The organism is Paenibacillus bouchesdurhonensis, from assembly GCF_900155685.1.
GTDB lineage: Bacteria > Bacillota > Bacilli > Paenibacillales > Paenibacillaceae > Fontibacillus > Fontibacillus bouchesdurhonensis.
The window spans coordinates 776066-799011 of sequence record NZ_LT732548.1 but is presented as its reverse complement, the minus strand read 5'-3'; the positions used below and the strand labels follow the sequence as shown (position 1 = coordinate 799011).

The window sequence follows — 22946 nt, the reverse complement described above, 5'->3', positions numbered from 1 at the left end:
TTTTCAACCCCCTAATTTAACTTCCTTAAAGCTTTTCTCTAGCCGTTTTTAAAAATTCCTCATAATCATAAATATAATCCGCTACATCATAATGCTCACTCGCCAAAACCATTAATACACAATCTTCTGAGAAATCCATCATTTCTCTCCAGACCATCCCTTTTATATAAACTCCCTTTGATGGATGATCCAATTTTATTGTTTTCCTTTCAATTCCATTATCCACGTAAAAATTACATTCTCCGCTAACCGCTATAACAAGTTGCTCCAAATTTCTATGGGCATGCTTCCCTCTTATTACATCTTCTTTCGTATCAAAAATATAGTACACTCTCTTTACATCAAATGGTACAACCTCGCTGTTCTCTTCTAATGAAATTAACGATCCTCGATGATCCCCAAAAATATGGAAATCTATAATATCAACATACCTCATATTTCCTCCTAATTATCATCTCGTAATTTTTCTCAAACCCATATCTATAAAATTAACAAACCTAAGCAATTTATATTTATGAACAAATTTCTTTAATTTCATCATATAACGATAAGAACGCGAATTGACTATAGCATGATATTCTAATTCTAGAAAAGGATTTTGATGATTAGGAACAATATCACTATATATGTTAAGTGAATAGTATGAAATCTCTTTATAAACAGGTATAATTTCTTCGTGAAATTCTATATTAAATAAAATATATAGTTTATTATTTACAATGATTTTTTGACCTAACTCTAAACCATCTTCAACTTTTAAATAAATATCCCCTTTTGAGACTGAGTCTAGTAAATATTCATTGTTCTCGGCGGATAGAATATCAATATTTGTATCTGTAATAGTAGAAAAGGTACAGTTTATATTAGAAGAACTTATAAATTGTACTCTTCTAATTTGTTCATCCTTACTTGGAGTAATTTTAATTTTTCTATACATTTGACTCGTAATACTACTATTGAGTGTCTCGTGATCAAAGAAAAATCCTGTGGAAAACATATTTGTTTTATCTTCAATATAAGTTATTATTTTTCGTTCAACATTCGTTTCTTCCTCATCCGAAATGATTAGCAATTCGGGAAATCTCATCTGCAAAGCATTTTGCTCTTCCTTTTTGCAAAAGATCATGACTTTTCTTGCTGCTAAGTGATGCATTAATTTAGAATTGTTCATAGCATAATCTAATAAAGATGAATCAATTAAACATATGGTATTTACATCAATGCTATTTAGATCAGAATGAAATTCAAATGTTCCACTATTAACAAGATATTGTAAACTCGGGTTATTAAAAGGTTTTAATACAAAGGCATTAATTTTATGATATAGCTTGCCATAATTTGAAATACATTTACTGAGCAAACCCATACGATTATAATAATCAGCCATTACATACCTAATAAGGTCTATATCGAAACCAAGGTTTAATAAATACTCACACCACTCTACTAATAAAACAAACAACAATTTAGAGTAGGCTATATTCACTTGAATTCTAATGATGATAGATTCTAGAAATGCCTTCTTGTCTTTCTGATTCTTTAAAAATTGCACAAAACCTTCGGAGAATAACACTCTCTTTAACGTAGCATAAAATTCATATTTGCCTTGAGTTATACGTTTTTCTTCTTTACTAAAATTATTCTGATGAATTCGATAATTACAGTTCGCTTTCTTATTGAAACCAAATTTATAATAGCAGGCCAAATTAAGCCATAACTCAAAATCCTGCAATCTATCGTTATTGTACCCCCAGAATTGCGTGACAATATCTTCGATTTCTTCATCAATCTTAAAAACTGATGAAGGAGCACACAAAAAATTACCCCCAATTAATTCAGAAAAAAAGTCTCTGCTGTTCAGCATATCCATATTATCATGTCTGAACATTGCTACATCCTTCAACTTGTCCCCATTATCACCAATGTATGTAACTTTAGAGAACACTACATTGCAGCCGTTAGTTTCAATGTAATGGATTTGACTACTCAAATAATCTTTTCCCCATATATCATCTTGCCCAATTTGCGCTATATAAGTTGATTCCGTTTCTTTAAAAGCCTTTAAAAGAGCAAGACCAACACCACCATTCTTTTCATTCTGGATAAATTTAATTTTGTTCGTATACTTTTGCTTATACTCCAAAATAATATCTCGTGAAGAATCCGAAGAACAATCGTCCACAATTACAACCTCAAAATTAGGGTAATCTTGAGTTAATACTGAATCCAATGCCTGCCTTATAAAGGCTTCACCGTTATACACCGGGAGTAGTACTGAACACTTATTCAACAAAAAAACCTCACTTTATGACTATTATGTTTACTTGATCCTTAGTGACATCTGGCTTAGCGTTAAATAGCAATCCTTTTAAGTTATTGACGGCAACAAAGTTTAAATCCCGGTTCATAATAAAAGGAACATTCGGCAAATGCCTTTGATAGCTTGGTTCTGATTGTAAATAAATATAGGAACTTCTTGGGATAATTAAGATAGGTGCATTTGTATATTCCAATAAATATTTAAAAGGAACTCGACGTGAAATTCTTAAAATTTCTACTATGAGATCCAATGATTCTGGCTGACTTCCAATCCAAGAAACATTTTGACCATCCGCCAATGAATCAAACCATCTCTTAACCTCTTCCAAATTGCTCGTAAATGGAGTTTTATACAAATCGTAACCAGAGAAAAATTCTGAACAAACCAAATATTGTATATCTTTATCGATTGATACAATAGGGGTTTCATCAAATTCTTTGAAAAACTCTTCAACTTTCATGATTCTTTCTATATGTGCAGCCGGCTTTTGATCAATATTTAGCGCAGTGCTATCCTGATGAACTCTCCAACCATAAGAATAAGAGTCAATATGAACAACATTTATCTCAGATTTTTTAAATTCACGGAGATAATCCAACATTAGACAAATATCAAATATCGAGCTATACTTTTCCGAACTGTACTCTTTAACAATCCGTTTAACAATCTGTGTTCTCATAAGAGTAATATGATGAGTATAAAAGTAAAAAACAGTACTCAAAATATCTAGTTGAGGTTTATCAAAAAAATCAAACTTATTCTGATCATCAAATTTATACTCATTCGTGTACAAAAGATCAAAATCATTTTCAGCCTCTAGATAAGCCACTACAGCATCTAAATCTAAGTGATCATCATGATCTAAAATTCCGCAATAATCCCCCGATGCTAACTCATAACCTGCCACATAACTCTTATAAATACCAAGGTTTTTTATATTAGAGTGAACCTTAATAAACTCATATTTCCTCTTCAACTCATCTACGTATTCTACAAGTTCCTTATTGAATGGAGAATCAATTACTAAGACCCATTCTATCTTTTCATTATACGGTAATATCTGCTGCTTAATTTCTTCCAGGTAATTCAAAGGCGTGTTATACAAGGGAGTAATTAATGACAACTTTCTACTCATGCAACTCCTCCTACAACTAGATATATCAATTATTTCGTTTTACTTTTTGAAAGAAAAACTTCTTTCTATTCATCAATTCATTATGTTCTTGGCCTAATTGGTCATATTGCTGCTTCATATTTTGCAGTTGACCTTTTAGCCGTATAATATCTTCTTCTTTTGTAGATAACTTAGCTATAAATTCCCTGTTTACATTATCAAGCTCTAATTGAACTTCTTCCAATTGTTTAGTTACTTCCGAAATAACACTGTTCTTCTCAGCTAACAATTCCTCCTGCTGCTGAAATAAAGTAGCTTTATTTTCAAGTTCAAGGGTGCATGCTTGTTCGTCCTGAGCTGCCTTTTCCTTTATCAAACTAAGTTGTGACTCTAACTCATTAATATAGGCAGACTTTTTTTGATTATCCATCAAAGTATCATCAATAAAGTCGGCTATATAGGAGGAAAATGTCATAAAATCATGACTGTAAGCAAATATTTCGTAAACAATTTCAATCTTCCATACTTCATCAAATCGGTGTGTATCGATCAATATTTGCGGATCGTTTGTATCAAAGAGAAGCACGCCACCCCATTCCCTTATTGCATTTGTTGTCCATTCCTTAATGTAAAAATCATCATTTATAATAATATTTTTAACTTTGACGATACAGGAACTATTTAAAGGGTCAATTCTCAATTGCTGAATATTTGTAAAAGCAGATAAGTCGAAAGCAACACTTAGATCTTGCCCGAAGTAATTTGTATATTGAATGATTGTTTGTGATTCGTTAAATCCGTTTCCATCATTTATAAATAACTGCGCGTAATAGTAATTTGGCGTAGTTTTAATATTTCTCACGGTTAATTCTTCGTTGCTACTTCTCTTAAGCTCAAATACAAATTGATAAACTTCACCATATTCCCTATTCTTTAATAAAAACTTCAGCATTTCATTGCTAATGGAATCATAGTCATTATTTAATTCGGTATCCTTCGGACGGTTATAAGTGGCTAGACTTTTAATAGGCTTCAAAAACGCCTTTTCAAACATCTTCATTAAGCTATTATAAGTAAAAAATCTAATATGAGTATTATCTAACAAACCGATCTCTTGATAATCGAATCTATTGTTAATTAAGTCAATGATAATAGAATTATGTGCTACATTTGGAATTGATACAAATATTGAACCGTTCTCTTTTAATAGTCTCTTCGACTCTAACAAAACCTTTTGCGGTTGGTATAGATGCTCTAACACATCAGCAAACACAATGTAATCAAACTCAATGCCATCAAAATGCTCAAGCCAAGCGTATTCTTCTATGTTTCCTATAACACAATCACTTGAGTATTGAGAGGCGATTCGTGCGGATTCTGGATCGATCTCTACAATGTAGACATCACAATTCAACTTTTCCTTTAAATATTTAGTCATTCTTCCAGTAGCAGGGCCAAATTCTAATACTACTGAATTCCTCTCAATATTTCGTAATATTAATGATAAAGAATTATCAGAGTTTTCATCCAAATTAACGTCATATTTCAGCATACTTTCACCCTTCCTTTAAAAATTCATTAACAACCTCTTCGGGCGAGCCAATACGTCTAATGCAGCCATTTTGAAGCCACATGACCCTATTGCACATGCTTTTAACCTGATCAATATTATGAGTTACCAAAACCACTGTAGTACCTTGATCTATCATTTGTTTAATTCTATTCAAACTCTTTTCTTGAAATTTCACATCTCCAACCGACAAAATTTCATCCACAATTAATATATCCGGTTGAATGGAGGTAGCAATAGAGAATCCTAGCCTCGCATACATACCAGAAGAATAATTCTTAACCGCAATGTCCACAAAACTCTCTAACTCAGAAAAAGCAATAATTTCATTAAACTTCTTATCCATATATTGCTTGGAGTACCCCAATACTGCACCATTAAGGTATATATTTTCTCGTGCTGAGAGCTCTGGATCAAAGCCCGCACCTAGCTCGATTAATGGTGCAATAGAACCGTTTATTTTTACACTTCCTACTGTAGGCTTCATAATTCCAGAAACCAATTTAAGCAGCGTGCTTTTTCCGGCCCCATTGTATCCAATTATCCCAAAAATTTCCCCCTTGTTAACTGTAAAAGATACCTCTTTTATTGCCCAAAATTCCTCATAACTCATTTTTCCTTGCAACACTTTAATAAAATACTCTTTAATTGAATTTACCTTTTCTTTATACAAATTAAATTTCATTGACACATCTGATACTTCAATCATTTTTATTGTCATAATTTCCCCTTACTTCTATAAATGTAGAATAAACTTATCCTGGCGCTTATAAAAAACATACAAGCCAATAATCAATGCTGCGAAGGACATGATTGAACAAATTATTACATAATCCAATGATGGAAGTCGTTGCTCAAGTATAATCTCTCGAAAAGACTCTACATAGTAAAATAAAGGATTAAAATCATGGATAAATTTAAATTTCTCTGGAACTATGCTCGCAGGATAAAATATTGGAGTCATATACATTAACATCAATGTTAAAACTGAATATAAATGAGTCATATCTCGAAAAAATACGGATACCGAACTAAGAATCAAAGAAATCCCAATAGAAAATACTAAGATTAAAACAAATATAAGTGGGATTGCAAAAATCGTATAATTTATTCTAATACCTGTTGAGAACATGATAATTAATAGGGCTGCAAAGCTTAACATCAGATGCACAAACGATGACAGACATTTAGAAAGTGGAAATAAATACTTAGGAATATACACCTTACTTATTAGACTAGCTCCGCCAATAACTGAAGTCATTGCCACAGTAGTGGCTTCGCTAAAAAATGAAAACAATAAACTAGCACTCATAAAATATACAGCAAAATTCTCAATATCAAATCTGAAAAGATTACTAAAAACTATGGATATAACAACCATTGTAAGTAGTGGGTTAAGTATACTCCAAAATATTCCTAATATAGAATGTCTATACTTCACTTTAAGATCCCTAATTACTAATTGTTTTAGTAACTCTGTATATTTAAAAAAGTTATAAATAAAACTCAAATCAATCACCGACTTTTCAAAAATTCTAATTAAATATCAATTTAATAATGAATCTAATTGCTTTTATACTTTTTATTTACTTCATAAAAACTATGACAACACCTCTTCTTAATATACAATTTTCACCTTGCTCTATGTTATATCAATATATAATTATACCTTCCCAAGAATAATAGTATCTCTGCTTCAATTTATGCTAAAATACTAACGTATCTACAAGCAAAGGAGATTGAAACCTTGTCGAATCCAGTATACGGGAAAAAGGCCGCAGCGTCGAGAAATGGAGAGAAATTGTCGACTGTTTTGTGGCTGTTAAAGATTGGTATTGTCATTTTGATGATATGGGCTCCATTCCAAGCGGGCTTGTTCAACGGTCTTTTATTGCAATTTGATAAGCCTATTTTCTGGTCAGTGATCATTGGCAGCTTCCTGCTGCTCATCTGGCTGGTCGCATACTACAAGAAAATCAAGCTCGAGGATCAGCGGGATTGGACAGCAGTCTTCGTCATACTGCTGCCGATAACGTACCTGATTTCGCTTATATCTGCGGCATCGCATTATTTTGCTATGAATATGATGTTCATTCAATGTCTCTACGCCATCATGTTTATTATAGGCTTGTACTTACTGCAAAATAAACAAGCGAATCGGTTTGTAGAGACGACGACAATTACGGCAGCTTACATTATCGTAATGTTCGGGCTGCTCAACTGGCTAGGTCAAGGAAGAACCGCATCCGCGATTGTCAAATGGTTTTCCGGTACGGTTTATGAAGGACAATATCACCAAGCAGTGTGGATTGACGCGAACGGCCCACGGCTGGCCTCCGTATTCCAATATCCGAACACCTACGCCGCATTTCTGATGGCTTTCTTTTTTGTGGCCGTGTTCGCGATTACACGCTCCCGGAAATGGTATGTGCAAGCGATTCATGCTTTCATGCTCGTACCGATGGCGCTATCTATTCTACTGACGCTGTCGCGCGGGGGGCTGGTTTTCCTGCCAGTCGTATTTGTCGCGCTGCTTCTGTTTCTAAAACCTGCGAAGCAGATTCTGTGGATTATGTATTGCTTGATCGCCGGAGTTGGCACACTACTGATCGCCAAGCCGGTAACAGATTTGGGGCAGCAATTCCATCAAGGACTGATCAATGATCCAGCCAAAGGTTGGGGGTACGTTCTCATCGCATCCGTTATCGTTGCAGCTCTCGCCTGGGCAATTCAACGTTTCCTAGCTCCAAAGCTGGAGCAGCGCCTAAGCGGCTTATCGAAGCGAAAGCTTGCAAATCTGTGGCTGCCCATTGGCTCTGTCGTAGCTGTCGTCATTTTAGCTGCAGTCTTTTTGGGAACTAATGCCAAGCATTTATTGCCTGGCAACATCGGCGAGCGCCTAGAGAATATTAACTTCCAGCAACACAGTGTACTCGAGCGCCTAACCTTCTATAAGGATGCCATGAAGGTCATGATGGACTACCCTGTGATCGGTGCGGGCGGTGGAGCCTGGGCCTCCCTATATGAGAAATATCAGAACAACCCTTATCTCAGCCGACAAGCTCACAGCTTTGTCATGCAGTATTTGGTTGAGGTTGGTATTTTGGGATTTGTCGTGTTCTTGGCTTTTATCCTGTTTATTTTCTATAAATATATCAAAGGCTATATTCGTTCATCCGAGGAGCAGCGCGAATCTTATTTCATGTACTTTATCCTCGTATTCTCGTTGTTGATTCATAGCATGATGGACTTCAATATGAGTTATGTCTACATCGGCATCATCGTTTTCCTCGGGCTGGCCGGTATGGCCGCTGCTATGGATAACAAACCCGTTAAGCGGCTTGCTTTGAAAGCCACTACAGCTCGTGGAGTGTACGGCGCAGTAACGGTTGTCGCTTCTCTCATTCTGATTTTTACTTCTATTCGCTATATTCAAGCTAATGATGAAGTGACTAGAGGCAGAGAGCTGATGAGCACGAGCACGAACTTCCAGGAGATCAAAGCACCGCTCGAACGTGCGCTTCAAAAGCGCGCCAACCAGCCAGACGCTGTGTTGAATTTGCACGTACTTATGAAAGCTGGCTATGAACAAACGCAAGACGAGTCTTTCTACAATGAAAGCTACAGCTTGCTAACGAGCGCCTTAAAGAAAGAACCGTTTAATAAAAATATCTATAACCAGCTTATCGCCCTGCACCAGTTAAAAGGGGAATCCGAGCAAGTCTACGCCATCCTTCGGGACAACGCAGACAAGTATGCCTGGGATATGAACTGGTATGATCAACTGATCAATCAATCCTATGAGCTCGGTTATCAAGCGCTTGGTCAAGCCAATATCACCGAAAAAGAGCAATACTTCAAAACCGGTCTAGATGCGTATGCGCATGTTGCCGCTGGAGTGGAACATTTAAAGACGCTGCCTCCAGGACAGTTCCAAGGCGGAGAATTTTACATTACGCCGCAAATGACGTTAAGTGCCGGCAAGATGCAGTTCATGATGAATGAGCCGGAGCAGGCAGTCACGATTTTGAAGGATGGCTTAAGCGAAGATCTAAATGATCTAACCAGACGGGAAATCGCGCGTTGGTACCTTGCTGCATTGCAAAAAAGCGGAGCAAGCGATCAGGCCGTTTACGATCAACTCATCCTAATCGACCCTGCAGAGAAAGACTCTATCGATCAGCTTGCAAATCTGCAGTTTTAAGTATACAAAAACGGCTTCTCGTTTAACGAGAGGCCGTTTTTGTATGTTCATTTCTATCTATAATTTGCGCCATATAATCCAACAGTTGATCTCTCAGCTCTTCACTTTGCAAGGCATAGTGTATTGTTGTTTTGATAAATCCAAGCTTCTCACCCACATCATGCCGGGTTCCCTCAAAATTATAAGCGATTACCCGCTCATATTCCTTCAACCTGGAGATCGCATCGGTCAATTGGATTTCGCCCCCTACGCCGATACGCTGTTCCTCCAAAATGCCAAAGATAGCTGGCGTTAAAATGTATCTCCCCATGATGGCCAGGTTCGAAGGCGCTTTATCGGCATCCGGCTTCTCCACCAGTTGATTGGCAATATAAACCCGCTCCTCGACTTCCGTTCCGTCAACAATGCCATACCGTGAAACCTCGCTCCATGGCACTGGCTGTACTCCCACGATTGAAGACTTCTGTTCGTTATACACTTCCATCATTTGACGCAGACACGGCCTCTCTGATTCGACAATATCATCCCCGAGCAGCACGGCGAAAGGCTCGTCGCCAATAAACTTCCTCGCGCACCAAATCGCATGCCCCAGACCCTTCGGCTCTTTCTGCCGAATATAATGGATGTCTGCCATCTCGGAGGATTTCCGAACCTCTTCTAGCAGCTTCCACTTGCCTTTTTCATGGAGGTTGTACTCCAGCTCGAACGAATGATCGAAATGATCCTCGATCGCCCGTTTTCCTTTCCCCGTAACTATGATGATATCCTCGATCCCCGAGGCTACCGCTTCCTCGACAATATATTGTATCGTCGGCTTATCTAGAATGGGCAGCATTTCTTTAGGCATCGCTTTTGTCGCTGGCAAGAACCGCGTTCCGAGTCCTGCGGCCGGAATAATCGCTTTACGAATTTTCATATTTCTTTGTCCCTTTCTAATTAAAAGACCTGAAATAATATATGCCTATTATACACAAAATATGGACAACGACGTAAACTCCACCGAAGTAAAAAAGACGGCTCCCAAATGTCATCCGGGAAAACCGTCTATGTCTGAATGGCACTGCATTTGCTGCTTTGCAACGGATCAGGCTCTAACCTGCCCCGTCTACCTCTACTGATTCCAAATTTTGCGTATAGAGAAGCGACGAGACTGCTCCTGGCTAGGATGATGTCTGCCTGGCTCCGGTGTATGAAGAAATCGATCCGTATCATATTCGAGCCTGCGATACTCCAATTCCCCGCCGAGCTCTAGCTTCACATGTACACGAGTAACCACGGCCTGCATTTCCAAGAACCCTTCGAACATGAAATTCATCCCCCTTCAAAATGAATGAACAACACGAACGCATATCATTTTGGTTACGCTTACATTATATCATGAATGAGGTTTTATCGGGGGCTGGCCCTTAGTCTCTCCAGGCTTTTCAGAGGCTGTGTTCACTAAATGTTTGAATTTAGGAGGGTGATTAGCACCAACACAGAAGGCTGTCTTGATTAGCGCCAATCTATCAAATAAAGTGGATTGACGATGAGCATTCTTTTATAGGTGATGGGAAAATAGTTCCTGGGGGGCTTGGATATGAGTATAGAAACTCGAGCAACTCCTCGGCTCAGTAGAAGTTATTTTTAAGGAGGCTGCTATTGTGAGATGATAAGAACAAATATTTCAAGGGAATATTACCTACTATCGTAAACTCATCGAAGTCTATCCAAGATGTTCAAGGATGAACGAGTGATCTCACTCATTCATAAGTATCTGAGGGAGGGAGTCATCGACACCCTTTTGAGGGAACAGAAGTCGGCATATTTTTGTGATTATAACATTCGACATGAATGGTAGAATTTACTGCACAAGAAGTAAGTCCCCCAAAAAAACTTTAGGGGACCTACATAGTACCATATTTCAAAAATTATTTATTTAAAGATGCATATACCTCAGCGTTACCAATATATGACTTATCCAGAGTGTACTTCATACCGTCCGGGGTTGCTACTCCTGGTGGCCATTCTTCTGTCGTTACATTACTACCATTTGTAAAGGCAACCCAATTACCTGAGCTATTTTTATATTTCATTTCATAAGCCCTTACTTGATGATGTTTAACTTTCCATGGCGCTAGTGGTGGAGTGGTTCCTGTTGCTTGATAAGCAGCTAAGATTAACCGTGCAGAGTTTTCATAAGTGGTGAGTGGTTTAGTGAAGTTTGATATTTTAACACCATTCACCCTGAACTCCACTATGTTCTGGTCGTTTCTTTCAATTGAAATTGTGACAATACCACCGTCAGAGTATTTATTTTGACCATAAGTTGTAGAGCTTTCCCCATTCATAAAAGCACGCCACTTCAATACGCCATTCTCTCTCCAATCAGAATTGTCTTTACAAGATATACCGCATTCATAAGTACCAATGCCAACATAAAAATTAATATAATCATATATTCCTGGCAAGGTCTTACTGCTTGGTAATTGTAATGTTGCTTTGAATCCTTTGTCATTAACGTTATTAGTTTTAACTTTAACAAGCTTTGCATATTCAGCCATAGTTTATTACTTCCTCTCATTTTGTTTTTTTGTAGTTTCGTTGTTATCTTCATAGGAAATACTGTATAGGTAAGGTTCGGGATACCACATTGAACTGACTGTATCCCTCAGCAGCTAACGTGGGAACTTATACCTCAGCCTCGTTTCTCGTTCTTTCAGATTAACTTGGCTTATGACATATAAAGTGTCCTGACCTGCAGAATTAACAACCCTAAATAGAATATTTTTATGGCAACTTTATTGGTAAGTAATGTTTGAGACATGCTACGGTTTTGCGAAAGATATCTCGTATATATTCTTTGAATCACCCGAAAAAGCAGATATGGGAAAGCACCCTATGATTAGCTTAGCTAAATTATAGGGTGCTTTTAGGTGAGGCGTGCCCAGATAAGCACGCATGATCTATGTAATTATCAGGCAATTGCTCAGTGGATATTAGTGGCAATAAGCCTAGTGTAATTTTTTTAAAAAAAGAGCTATCCCACGGATAGCCCTGCATGCGTATACTTCTTAGCTATTTTCACTACTTGCTGCCTTTCGGCAGTACTTCAACCGCAATCTCCGCCCGTTTCTCTGAAATGTACCGCGGTGTCTCTCCCCTTCCGAATACGTCCCGACTAAGTTTAAGTATATTAATCAAATAACTGCCTGGCTCATTAATCGCGATCGAGCCACTAAACTCTCTATTCTCGTTTATCTGAACGACTGTTCGGTTGCCACTTATTTGATAGTCTCCATTCTGAAACCTCGTCAATTCCAACCCAAGACTCTGCGTATTCTCCGTAAAGACAGATCCGCTAATTTCTATGGCTTCTCCGGCCTTTACCCGCAGGTAGCCTTGTGTTGGTTCCATAAACACGAGACTATCCGCATACGTATCATGGGGATATCGGATAGGAATCAAGGATGGATCCTTAACGATCCGATTGACGATGATGTCTGCAGATGGATTGTCATTAGAATGAATCTGCAGCGGATTCGGTCCTGGACGGAGATCAACGGAAAACTCAACCCGACTAAATTCACGATTTCCAATTTTGATCAACTTGTCGGTGGCCTTTGGCCCTTTACTATCCGGAATGCCGGTCATACCGCCAAGACCCATGCTATGCATTAAATAAACGTCCCCGTACCCCTTTTGAACCAATGAACTGAACGTGATGCGATCCGCCTCTGTCGTATAGACAGGGTTCAGGACTTTCGCTGACATCTCATTCCACGTCAACTGCAAAGTTCCCTGACTCCAGTTATAGTTGATCCCCATCCGCGGCAACATTGAAACTGGAACATACAACGTATTGCTTTTTATAAACGGTGGCAGAATCTTCTGAGCATCCTCGGTCACTATAAGTTTGCCGTTCTCTTCAATATATAGCTTGGAGCTGTCAGGCTTGAAATGAATGATCGAAAAGTTAGTTGGATGATCTGGGCTAAACTCTACCCAATAACTATTCGTTTTTGTGCTTTTCATGATCTTTCCAACATGCGCTAGCTCTAGCCACTTGATCGGTAAGTAGAGGTTGCCTTTCTTCATAAGCAGCGGAGATGCCTTTAAGGACTCCGAATCCAAGGTGATGGTTGATTTGTTCAATTTTGCAGATATTTTGTGCGGTATCAATTGAAACACGGCCGCGTCACTTTCAATGATTGGCAGTTCAGATTTCGATGCCTGAACAGAGCCAACCTGTAACGGAAGGACAACAGAAGCTAGCAACCCGGCACATATCAATAATTTCGTAATAATTCTTCGCACGACGTGATCACCACTTTCCATTTTTTTGTATATACGAATGATGTTGCAAAATGTTGCGGTGCAACTCAAATAAAAAAGAGCGATGAAAGGAGTCTGTGTCTATGAAAAAGACTACGCATGGTGAGGCGTACAAACAGTTCAATTTATAAAGGAGAGTGGGAAGTCTGTCGCGGAGGTGGGTCGCAAATTAAATATTAATGCAAACACGCTTTACGGCCGGTGCAAGAAAACGTAATGAACGAAGAGTTTACAGCGAGTAAGCCAAACGAGACATGGGTGACTGATATCACCTATATCACTGATTTATTTCAATAAGTACCGAATTCGCGAAGACGAAAAGCAGAGCATTTTTGAATACATCGAGGTCTTTTTATAACAACCAGCGCATCAATTCTGCACAATAGGTACACACGCCTTCCAAATTCGAACGTATGTACCTATTGGATGTCGCGCAAAAAATCTGTATCTACTATTTTGACAAAGATCAAATTTCTTCTATGGGAGGAGAAAAAACAAATATCTTCTGAGGGAATTCAGTAATAACTAAATCTGCAACTTTTAGATCCTCATCATATTCTACTTTTACAGTTACGACAACTAGCGAAGGGCTTACTGCGCCTAAAAGGGTAGCTGTAATTTTATTATTCTCGATTTCATACTTGATGTGGTTAATGTAACTCACCTCATCAAACCACAAACCCGCATCCTCCTCTCTAAAAATTTTCTCTACTACTTGTTGAGAATTAGTTTGGATATGGATATTTACTAGTCCATCTGACTTTATTATTGTTGATTTTGTATTCTGATTCGTATGAGTAAGAGAATCTTCAAAGTGTAACTCCGTTAAATCTTTTGATTCTAAAACATGCAGGTCTTGTACATTTGTATCACTTCTAGTATAACGAGTAGTAATGTTTGAGCACATAAATAAGAGTCCCCCCTAAATCTCGAAAGTGTTAACAACAACCCAAACACGGAGATATTGACGAACTCCTATACCATACACGACACGATAGCCTATTTACTTTAGATATCACGATTTATAATAACTCTGCGGTTTTTGTAGAACTATAAAGAAGGTAGAGAAATCAGGGATCTGGGTTAAGTCATACGATAAAATTTTTTTGATAAGCGTCGCCATAATTTCTTGTTCAAGATCATCTCTATTATTATGTTCTATCTTGTTTCGCACACTTTTTATAGCTGGTAGTATAATCTTTATTACCTCATATACTGCCTCACGGTCGCCATTTTGTGCCTGGATCACCAAATCAAATAGTTCATCCATCATTACCTTCCCCACTCACTTTTTTATGAATTACATCAATAAGTTTTGATATCGTTTGTGTTAAATGCTCTAGTTTTTTTTCAAAGCGAAGAAGTAAATAACCTGTCAATACAATTGGAAAGCCTACCTGACTAATAGCTGTAAATATAAAAGCTAGGGATTGATTATTTTCCATCGGAATCACCCCCTTCCTCGATGATGAGTCGTAGTCTTCGCAGTGCTGCATTTCTAGCTTTGCACACAGCTTGCTGTGAAATACCCAATAATCGGGAAATTTCAACATCCTTGTAGCATAAAACATAGCTGTAGGTAATAATTTGTTGTTGTTTGCTGGTGAGGAGAGAAAAAGCCTTCGATAGATGATCATTGGTTATGGAATCTGGAAAAGTGGAGAGACTGCAATTTGGTATGTCGGAAGCTTGAGTTGCATGTTTGCTAAGAAGTAATTCCCCGTAAGTTACAGACATATCCTTATCAGATATCGGACTATCAAATATAAGCATATTTCTTTTTTTCATTTTGTGGTTTTGCCTCATATGATCAATTGCACAATAATGCACAGTAGAAACCAAGTACTTCGTAAAACGAACTCTAAAAAAATACTTGCGAAATTTCTCGTTTAGTTCAGGTAAATATTTTTGTTCATGGTCTACTGCTTTAAGTAAAAGAACAATGTTCTCTTCATTTTGAAAAAAACTACTGACTATACTATTTGAAAATACAGCTTCATTTTTTTGATAATAATTATCAAAAGTTCTTTTTTGAGATTTAGTTAGAATCATTCAAAACACCTCCTGGATTTCCTTTATATTACTAAAGTGTTACAAGCATACATAAAAACAACCTGTTAACCATTAGTCCTTAGAATTGTCATATAGTATAAGTTTGTTTTTCTGCATGTTACCATTTTGGTATCAATTAGTCAACAATAGATAGAAAAGTTACCTTATTGGTAATTATATAGAGCTTCAGCATCTAAAACTCAAGTATCATTTATAACCAGGTTGTGAAACACCTTCTATAAATACCTTTCTATATGAGAGGAAAAATTGTGGACATGCCTATGGATTCTCCTCTCTTTTTCCTAAAAAACATAACGAAAAGAGGTAATCGTAATGGAAGAGTATGCAAAAATTCTGCGTTGGTCGACGGACAAGGCCGTATATGGGCTAAAAACAACCATTCAGTTGCCCAAAACTGCAACCTTCGAGAAAAATGTAGGGTTCATTAACTTTTATTTAGGCGTATATGGTGCGAATGTTCACTACGAGTGCGGCCTGTCCACTAAGCCTGCTGAAACAGCTAACGATTACTGGCACTGGTTCTGGAATACCGGATTTTCCAACGATGGGGGGCCTTGGATGATAAAAGGAGGGGCAACGATACCGATCGAGTTATCCATGAATTGCGATAACCAGTTGGAATTCAAGGTTGCCGGTGAGGTTGTAAAAACCTTCTATGCTGAAGCAGAGCCCTTTGGTGCTTTAACAAATGCCAGGCTCGTCGTCGCGGCTTGCGATCAAAAATTCGAATCCATTCCCGATCCTCTTCCCGAATGGGCAACACGTCATGATGCCGTAATATGCGACTGCTTTAGCTTTAGAGACAGCTGCGGTACATGGGTAACGATGTCTTCATTGAATTCTAATCCACCGACTTCAACAATCTTTTGGCCGACTGGTCACGAGCATACTGGAACGACCGCTGATTATACGACAATCCTATCTGTGGGCAGGATAATCGCTTCGCTTAAAGATTGAGGACAGTTTTTAGGCTATTCTTCTATATATTTGATATTTTTAATTTAAAGAATTTAATACTATTCGGCATACAATAATTTCATTGAAATATATTAAAATCAATTTCTATATTTATATTTATTTGGATAAATATATACTGGCAAGTGATAGCATATATTATTTCGAGGGAGGTTTAATATTTATGGGATAAGGATGTGTTTTAAATTAACAAACTAAAGGATGCATTTTATTTAATCCAGCGAAACAACAGCTCAATTTGCCGAGCTTTGTAAATCTCCGCGACTTGCTAGGCCGAAATCGGCTTGCGTCCAATATTGCAGTGAGGTGTAAACGGTGAAGGTTCATGGCAGTGTCATGATATCCGATGAATTCACGGACTGTAGCTACTTCTTTTCGGGAAAGAACAATTGGTTAATCAAAAAGGCGTGGTACAGTATGATATTTATGTGAGCATTTTGCATAATTCCATTTCAGAAAATAAGGCCAGTAATACGATCGCGTTTAGGTACTGGTGAGTGGTCACCTTTTGATTGCCCCAGACGCGCATGGCATCCGCGGTCAGATAAGTTTTCAACCGGGAGTTACATCGTTCAACACTTGTTCTTTCGTTATAAAGCTCCTTCCAGCGTTTCGTGTCCCGATGTGGACTCGAGTAGCGTCGTAAATCGCTTTTCGTATCGACTTTAACGACCATTCCATAGTTGGATGCCGAGCATGAAGCCGTGCCGAGCGGACAGTCGATCTTACCTGTGGCATGGGGACAGCGAAATTTCAAGTAATCACCATCGGAATAATCGCCTGGGCTTTTACGTTTCGCGCTGCATCGTAGTTTTTCAGTTGGTCATATCCCGCATCAAGAATAAAGAACTTCACTTTCGTTCCCGCTGCTACTTTCCTATGAGTGACGGAGCCATATCGCCGTCGTTGACATGAGCTGGCGTGACGGAGAGCTCCATCGGTAGCGCTTGCAGTGTCAACGGCAAGATGAAGCTTGTAGCCGAACCACTTGACCTTGTTGCCAAACGAGTCGAACTTCGCGCCCCAGTTGGCATTGCCAGTCCGCTCGCTTTTCCGTTTTGGCTGCTTCATCTCATAGGCATGAATTGCTGCACTATCGATCGCAACATGACTTCCGTCGATGATTCCTTCCTTCTTACATTGGAGGACGAAATCTTCAAACAGGCGTTTAGCCAACCCCTTGCTGGCTAATTCAGCAAACACGCGGCTTAATGTCGCGATAGAAGGAGCTTCACGATCCAGCCGAAGTCCACACTGATAACGAAAGCGAAGATCGACATCCAAACGACGATGTAGACCCGTAAATGTATTGATATTCTCGAGCGGTGCAGCAAGCAGCGCTCGAAGAATCCCTTGCCTACAACGCCCGTCGGCACCTCGGGCTGAATAACTTCTCAATTACTTAGCATAGGGTCGTAAGTCTAGGGGACTGAAAAAGATAGGCAAACATTCCTTAGATTCAAGTTTTTGTAGCTCATCAAAGGGAAAATAGACTTTCTTGTAGAATATACAAAGTGACTCCCCTCCCTTGGGTTTTCTGGTTTGGTCACTTGAAAACTTCTCCAAGTCGGGATGAAGTCCCTTTTTTGTGCTCAAAAACCTTTGTTCATCAAGGGCTTAGATTAATGCAAAATGCTCATTTACAAATATAATTTATGCTATTAATGCATGATACAAAAAGCTTGGGTCTGTTTTTTAAAGTAATGTAAACGAAGCACTGTAAGCCTATATTTAGTCTCAATGACGATATGCAGTTTCGTTGGATTCAATTTGGCACTATTTTTGAGGTAATAGCGTTCTGTAATTTCGTTAGAGAGACAAAGGAGCAGCAGATCCGACCACTTTCCACGCTTCAGATGAACTGAGCAACTCCTGGTGCAAACTTCTACCCCCGAGCCCATCCACCACTCTACTGACTAGATTCAAGAACATGCCAAAAGAGCCGTCCGTTTCCCGGCTTTATCCAGGTCGAACGACTCTATGCAAAATATTACATTTCCTTCGCACGATAATCGAAGGGGTCGATCTGCTTCAACAGGCTCATTTCGCGCTCTGTCGGCAGTGGGGTATAGCGAATCTCGTCGTAGCGCAGCGGGAAGTCCGTGTTGGCAGCCACCTCTTCAAGTGAGGAGGTCGGATGAATCGAATCCAGGTGCAAGCTACCATTCTTGAATTCAAAGACACATAGATTCGTGACGATCTTCCACAGGTTTCCCCTGGTCGTCACAAAATCAACCTTCTCCACAAAGGTACGCTTATCATGCTTCGTACGCCAGATGATCGCGCGCTTCGCTGTAGGGATCAGCACCGCGCTGCCTGCTCCGCCGGGCAGACGTACCTTCGGCTTATGATAATCACCAATGACAGATGCATTGACATTACCCGTAACATCAAACTGTACGCCACCAAGGAAGGCTACATCAAGCCCTCCGCGCATGGACAGATCGAATACATACTCTAGCGGGAAATAAGCTTCGCCGCTCGCCAGCAATTCGGAGCCTGCCGAGGAGTATGACGGCTTCTTAATCGAAGCCGGATTGACACCACCGGGAATATTCAGATGAACGAGATTCGGGGCATGCATATGTCTGGCCAGCATCATCGCTACCATTGGCATCTGCGACGATACGCCGTGGAATACACGATCCTCATCTCTTAATAGCCTTGCCATGGCGCAGATCATAATATCGCATACTCTCGGCTCAGCGCCCTTGCTCATGAAATTTATACTCATCTTAATCCACCTGCCTTAAAACCTCTGTCCTTCGTCTCGTACTCGCGCAAATAGACGTCCATTTCCTCAGCTTTGAGCTTCTTAAAGCGCTCGATAGCCTTCGTATCAGCATCATAGGCCTTCTCCACCGAGCAAGGCGCCGCACCTCTCGGGGCATGCACCACGGCACTGACTAGAAATCCGGGAATGTCGACTAAATCAGGGCGCATCCTGATTTTACTGCGGGGTACGACCTTCTCTGTTGTTACGATCACTTTACGTGCCGCGCGGCTCATCAGCGCATCCTCAAATTTCGGTCCATAAATGATGGCATTGCCCAGATCATCAGCCTCTTGAACGTGAATGACAGCAACATTCGGCACAATTGCCTGAACAACCGTTACCGGATCGCCGCTGAACGGGTCCTGTATCACCCGGAAATAATCCGCTGCCTCCAGCAGGTCTCCAGCCTTAAGTCCAACAACAGGCATAAACGGCGCTCCCGCTGCCGCCGCACGCAGAGCGCAAATTATGGTATAGCAGGCATGCTCATTACCGATCACTCTTCCGGCTTCTACCGCTTTGCGGTAATGCATCGCCAGACCAAATTCCGTCTCATAGCTGACGAATCCCGCATCAACGGACTCCACACAACCAGCAGCACACAGAAGATCAATGTCATGCGCTCCTGCCGTCTTCACAATGCGAAGATTCTTCCGCCGCTGACGGGCCAACTCACGCACCATTGCCATCGGCGCACGGTGCAGCACATTGCCGCCGAAGGCAATGCGGTCACCGTCATGGACTAATCCCGCCGCTTCTTCCAAACTTATCATTTTTGAACTCATCCGTTTCTCCCTCCCAGGCTACTTCGCTGCATTACAAGCAATATGAACGGCATCCCACACACCTGCGAAAGGCGGAGCATAGCATAGATCGACCATGCCCAACTCGCGTGTCGTCATGCCAGCGTGAATAGCAACCGCAAAAATGTCGATCCGCAGCACGACTCCCTTCTTACCAATGCCTTGGGCACCGAGCAGAACCTGTGTTCGCTTGTCATAAATCAGCTTGAACCGGATCGGAGTCGGATCAGGATAATATCTTGGGTGATCACCCGAAGTAACAAACACCGTGCTGTAATCGATACTCAGCCTGCGCGCATCCGCCTCAGACATCCCTGTCCGTCCAAGCTCCTGTCCCAACACCTTGATCGCTGCGCTGCCCAGTGTGCCGATGAATTTCTCATGCTTGCCAAGCATATTGCTGCCTGCGATCCGTCCGCATTTATTCGCGGTCGTGCCGAGCGGGATGAAGGTATTCTCTTCCATCACTCTGCTGTACACTTCAGCACAGTCGCCAGCAGAATAAATATCCTCAACGCTAGTACGCATCTCACGGTCAATAATGACAGCTCCGTTGCGGGCCAGCGCAACACCCGAGCCCTGCAGAAAATCGGTATTCGGTCTGACCCCTATAGACATGATGACTAAATCTGCCGGATAGCTGCCTTTATCTGTCTGCACGCCTTGCACCTTGCCATCTCCAGTAATTGCTTGAACCATCTCTCCAAGATTTAGCTGAACACCATGCTGAAGCAGTTCCTCTGTCGCTATATCAGTTATCTCCTGATCAAAGGTCTTCAGAATGCGATCGCCAAGCTCTACTACTCGTACCCGCTTGCCAAGCTCGACCATGGCCTCCGCGACCTCGATCCCGATATAACCGGCACCAACGATGACGACATCTTGAACATCCGGCTTCGTGACGATCTGCTGCATCGCAATGCCATCCTCCAGCGTCTTCAGTGCCATAACCCCGTCCAGTTCCTTGCCTGGCAGGTTCGGCATGATCGGCCTAGTCCCTGTAGCAATCATCAGCTTATCGTAGGATTCCATGAATACCCGATTACGTTCCAAGTCCTTGACCATAATCTGCTTGCTACCCGGAATCACCTTGAGCACCTCGTGCCGCAAATGTGTATTAATGCCAGCCTCTTCAAATTTCTCACGCGGACGGGCGATCATTTTCGTATAATCATCATTCACACCCGAGATATAATACGGTAATCCGCATGCTCCATAAGATAAGAAGCTCCCTTTCTCATACACGACCACTTCTGCAGTCTGATCCATTCGCTTAAGCTTTGAAGCCGCAGACATGCCTGCTGCAACTCCTCCAACGACAACTACCTTCATGATGACTTCCCCTCTTTCTGCATGGAGAGGATCTCCGCTTCCGCTTGCAGAAGCGCTTCCTCAACCGTCAACTCTGCCTGAAAGGCCTTGCTTATTTTATCGTACAGCACTCCTAATATATCACCAGCGTTATCCAGCGCAGGAAGAGGCTGTGCACAATTCTCTATCATATTAAGATGAGCGGAATACCAATTGTATTTCTCCGAGTCCATGTCATAAGTTGAACGTCTGACTGGCGAGCCTGCATAGGCGCCGACCACTCGATCTACTTCTGGTGAAGCCAGATACTGCAGTAATGAATTAGCTTCCTGTTGCTTAGACGACTTCGCATTTATAGCGAAGCTCCACGTCACGTTCCAGGCTGTCTTCAACGTTGCGAAACCTACATCCTCTACCTGCTCACAACGTTCATCCAGCATAACACCGAGTTGCCCTCCCCAAGTGACAGCGAATACGGAGCGTAACTGTTGAAAGGCTTCCCGCACCTCATCATTTCCATACAAATGGGTGTCCGGCGGAGCGAACTGCCGCAACCCGATATATTTCCGCAGTGCCGAGCGGCCTTGCTCATTGTTGAAGACAGGAAGATGCGTATTTGGATCAAAAGTATCCGCTCCTTCTTGACGTAAGTATGGCAGAAAATCGAGGAATATTTCACTCGGATGCGCTTTAAGCACAATGCCGTACATGGAGGAGTCCTTATGGCATTTTGCTGCCATGCCTAGCAACTCATCCGTCGTAATCACGTCAGGAGGAAGAGTGCCTAAGAGACGGAGAACGATTGATTTGCGGTACAGCACAATATGTCCATCACAGAATGAAGGATATAAATAAGGATTTCCCGCTATCTCCAACTCTTGGCGTACGACAGGGACGATATCCTGCAGATTCCAAGCGGCATTCCGAGGATAGTTGACTTCGGCCAAGTGACCTTTATTTACGAAATCCTTGAGCCACAAATGTCCTGCAATCATGACAACGTCATAATTCTGCTCTCCCTGAAAAGCCGCCATCATTGTGCCGTAATACTGTTCAAACGGTACGATGTCAAAATCAACCTTCACTTGATTCCTCTGCTCATAGGTGGTAATCAGGCCATACTTCTGTTCCACATAAGCAGCCACTGCCGGATCGCCTACAGCCAGAACGCGAATCGTCTCTGTCAATTCAGCTTCCCCCTTCGTTTAAGGCTAAGGCTGCTCAAACAAATCGATGATCGGCTCGTTATCGACAATCCCGACGACTAACGCGTCGATCGGAGCGTTCTTGGTTAACGCATACTGGTTACCTTCCCCAAATGACACGATCACCTGCTGACCTATACCGGCACCCATCACATCAGCAGCGACGATAACTTCTCTCTTATCCGTATATTGAAGACGAATGAGCAGCAATTTATAGCCCTGAAGCGTGTCATATTTACGGGAAGAAACGACATTGCCTATTACTCTACCAATAATCATCC

At 40.7% G+C, this 22946-nt stretch carries 23 protein-coding genes and 1 pseudogene; 2 read left to right on the top strand and 22 right to left on the bottom strand.

Annotated elements, in window-relative coordinates; all coding sequences use genetic code 11:
- Positions 1–25 precede the first annotated feature (25 nt).
- From CZ379_RS07980 to CZ379_RS07955, 6 genes are read right to left on the bottom strand one after another with little or no spacing between them, the layout of a single operon-like run.
- Entirely contained in the window at positions 26–436 is a 411-nt protein-coding gene (locus tag CZ379_RS07980; protein ID WP_110931169.1) for a sugar 3,4-ketoisomerase, read from the bottom strand.
- 15 nt (positions 437–451) lie between these two features.
- Complete coding sequence (locus tag CZ379_RS07975; protein ID WP_234404859.1) at positions 452–2290, bottom strand: glycosyltransferase; 1839 nt, start codon at positions 2288–2290, stop codon at positions 452–454.
- Between the two features lie 10 nt (positions 2291–2300).
- On the bottom strand, positions 2301–3455 hold the full coding sequence (locus tag CZ379_RS07970) for a glycosyltransferase (protein ID WP_110931167.1): 1155 nt from the start codon (positions 3453–3455) through the stop codon (positions 2301–2303).
- Between the two features lie 25 nt (positions 3456–3480).
- Positions 3481–4986, bottom strand: coding sequence for a class I SAM-dependent methyltransferase (locus tag CZ379_RS07965; RefSeq protein ID WP_110931166.1), 1506 nt, complete (start codon positions 4984–4986; stop codon positions 3481–3483).
- Between the two features lie 4 nt (positions 4987–4990).
- On the bottom strand, positions 4991–5725 hold the full coding sequence (locus tag CZ379_RS07960; RefSeq protein WP_234404858.1) for an ABC transporter ATP-binding protein: 735 nt from the start codon (positions 5723–5725) through the stop codon (positions 4991–4993).
- Between the two features lie 15 nt (positions 5726–5740).
- Positions 5741–6523: an ABC transporter permease gene (locus CZ379_RS07955; RefSeq protein WP_110931165.1), complete on the bottom strand. Its 783-nt coding sequence runs from the start codon at positions 6521–6523 to the stop codon at positions 5741–5743.
- A 228-nt stretch (positions 6524–6751) separates the two neighbouring features.
- Here CZ379_RS07955 and CZ379_RS07950 point away from each other — a divergent pair, with 228 nt between their 5' ends.
- On the top strand, positions 6752–9208 hold the full coding sequence (locus tag CZ379_RS07950; protein ID WP_110931164.1) for an O-antigen ligase family protein: 2457 nt from the start codon (positions 6752–6754) through the stop codon (positions 9206–9208).
- Positions 9209–9230: 22 nt separating this feature from the next.
- On the opposite strand, the gene galU is transcribed toward CZ379_RS07950, so the two are convergent.
- The 8 genes from galU to CZ379_RS07910 form a co-directional block, all read right to left on the bottom strand.
- The gene (gene galU / locus CZ379_RS07945) at positions 9231–10124 is read right to left on the bottom strand and encodes a UTP--glucose-1-phosphate uridylyltransferase GalU (protein ID WP_110931163.1); all 894 of its coding nucleotides are present in this window, start codon (positions 10122–10124) and stop codon (positions 9231–9233) included.
- 195 nt (positions 10125–10319) lie between these two features.
- Positions 10320–10514 (bottom strand): hypothetical protein, encoded by a 195-nt coding sequence (locus CZ379_RS07940; RefSeq protein WP_110931162.1) that lies wholly within the window; start codon positions 10512–10514, stop codon positions 10320–10322.
- A 604-nt stretch (positions 10515–11118) separates the two neighbouring features.
- A complete protein-coding gene (locus CZ379_RS07935) occupies positions 11119–11751 on the bottom strand; it encodes a hypothetical protein (protein WP_110931161.1) in 633 nt (210 codons plus the stop codon).
- Positions 11752–12274: 523 nt separating this feature from the next.
- The gene (locus tag CZ379_RS07930; RefSeq protein WP_110931160.1) at positions 12275–13504 is read right to left on the bottom strand and encodes a hypothetical protein; all 1230 of its coding nucleotides are present in this window, start codon (positions 13502–13504) and stop codon (positions 12275–12277) included.
- 484 nt (positions 13505–13988) lie between these two features.
- Positions 13989–14429 carry a hypothetical protein gene (locus CZ379_RS07925; RefSeq protein WP_110931159.1) on the bottom strand — a complete coding sequence of 147 codons (441 nt, stop codon included), beginning with the start codon at positions 14427–14429 and terminating at the stop codon, positions 13989–13991.
- A gap of 108 nt (positions 14430–14537) precedes the next feature.
- Positions 14538–14792, bottom strand: a complete 255-nt coding sequence (locus CZ379_RS07920) for a helix-turn-helix domain-containing protein (RefSeq protein ID WP_199925529.1) — start codon at positions 14790–14792, stop codon at positions 14538–14540.
- A complete protein-coding gene (locus CZ379_RS07915; RefSeq protein WP_110931157.1) occupies positions 14785–14967 on the bottom strand; it encodes a YvrJ family protein in 183 nt (60 codons plus the stop codon). Before CZ379_RS07915 ends, CZ379_RS07920 begins: the two co-directional genes overlap by 8 nt.
- Complete coding sequence (locus CZ379_RS07910) at positions 14957–15574, bottom strand: RNA polymerase sigma factor (RefSeq protein ID WP_110931156.1); 618 nt, start codon at positions 15572–15574, stop codon at positions 14957–14959. Before CZ379_RS07910 ends, CZ379_RS07915 begins: the two co-directional genes overlap by 11 nt.
- A gap of 333 nt (positions 15575–15907) precedes the next feature.
- Here CZ379_RS07910 and CZ379_RS07905 point away from each other — a divergent pair, with 333 nt between their 5' ends.
- Complete coding sequence (locus tag CZ379_RS07905) at positions 15908–16552, top strand: hypothetical protein (protein WP_110931155.1); 645 nt, start codon at positions 15908–15910, stop codon at positions 16550–16552.
- Positions 16553–16994: 442 nt separating this feature from the next.
- On the opposite strand, the gene CZ379_RS26605 is transcribed toward CZ379_RS07905, so the two are convergent.
- From CZ379_RS26605 to CZ379_RS07875, 8 genes and pseudogenes are all read right to left on the bottom strand, one after another.
- Positions 16995–17327, bottom strand: a complete 333-nt coding sequence (locus tag CZ379_RS26605) for a transposase (protein WP_234404856.1) — start codon at positions 17325–17327, stop codon at positions 16995–16997.
- Positions 17324–17773, bottom strand: coding sequence for a transposase (locus CZ379_RS26600; RefSeq protein WP_407668700.1), 450 nt, complete (start codon positions 17771–17773; stop codon positions 17324–17326). Before CZ379_RS26600 ends, CZ379_RS26605 begins: the two co-directional genes overlap by 4 nt.
- Before the next feature lie 9 nt (positions 17774–17782).
- Positions 17783–17968, bottom strand: a pseudogene (locus CZ379_RS27150) (transposase); the annotation flags it as partial.
- A 592-nt stretch (positions 17969–18560) separates the two neighbouring features.
- On the bottom strand, positions 18561–19304 hold the full coding sequence (locus CZ379_RS07895) for a CoA-transferase subunit beta (RefSeq protein ID WP_234404854.1): 744 nt from the start codon (positions 19302–19304) through the stop codon (positions 18561–18563).
- A complete protein-coding gene (locus CZ379_RS07890; protein WP_110931154.1) occupies positions 19301–20131 on the bottom strand; it encodes a CoA transferase subunit A in 831 nt (276 codons plus the stop codon). Before CZ379_RS07890 ends, CZ379_RS07895 begins: the two co-directional genes overlap by 4 nt.
- Before the next feature lie 18 nt (positions 20132–20149).
- Positions 20150–21481: a CoA-disulfide reductase gene (locus CZ379_RS07885; RefSeq protein WP_110931153.1), complete on the bottom strand. Its 1332-nt coding sequence runs from the start codon at positions 21479–21481 to the stop codon at positions 20150–20152.
- Entirely contained in the window at positions 21478–22647 is a 1170-nt protein-coding gene (locus CZ379_RS07880; RefSeq protein WP_110931152.1) for an ABC transporter substrate-binding protein, read from the bottom strand. Before CZ379_RS07880 ends, CZ379_RS07885 begins: the two co-directional genes overlap by 4 nt.
- 24 nt (positions 22648–22671) lie before the next feature.
- Positions 22672–22944, bottom strand: coding sequence for a EutN/CcmL family microcompartment protein (locus CZ379_RS07875; protein WP_110931151.1), 273 nt, complete (start codon positions 22942–22944; stop codon positions 22672–22674).
- Between the last annotated feature and the right edge of the window lie 2 nt (positions 22945–22946).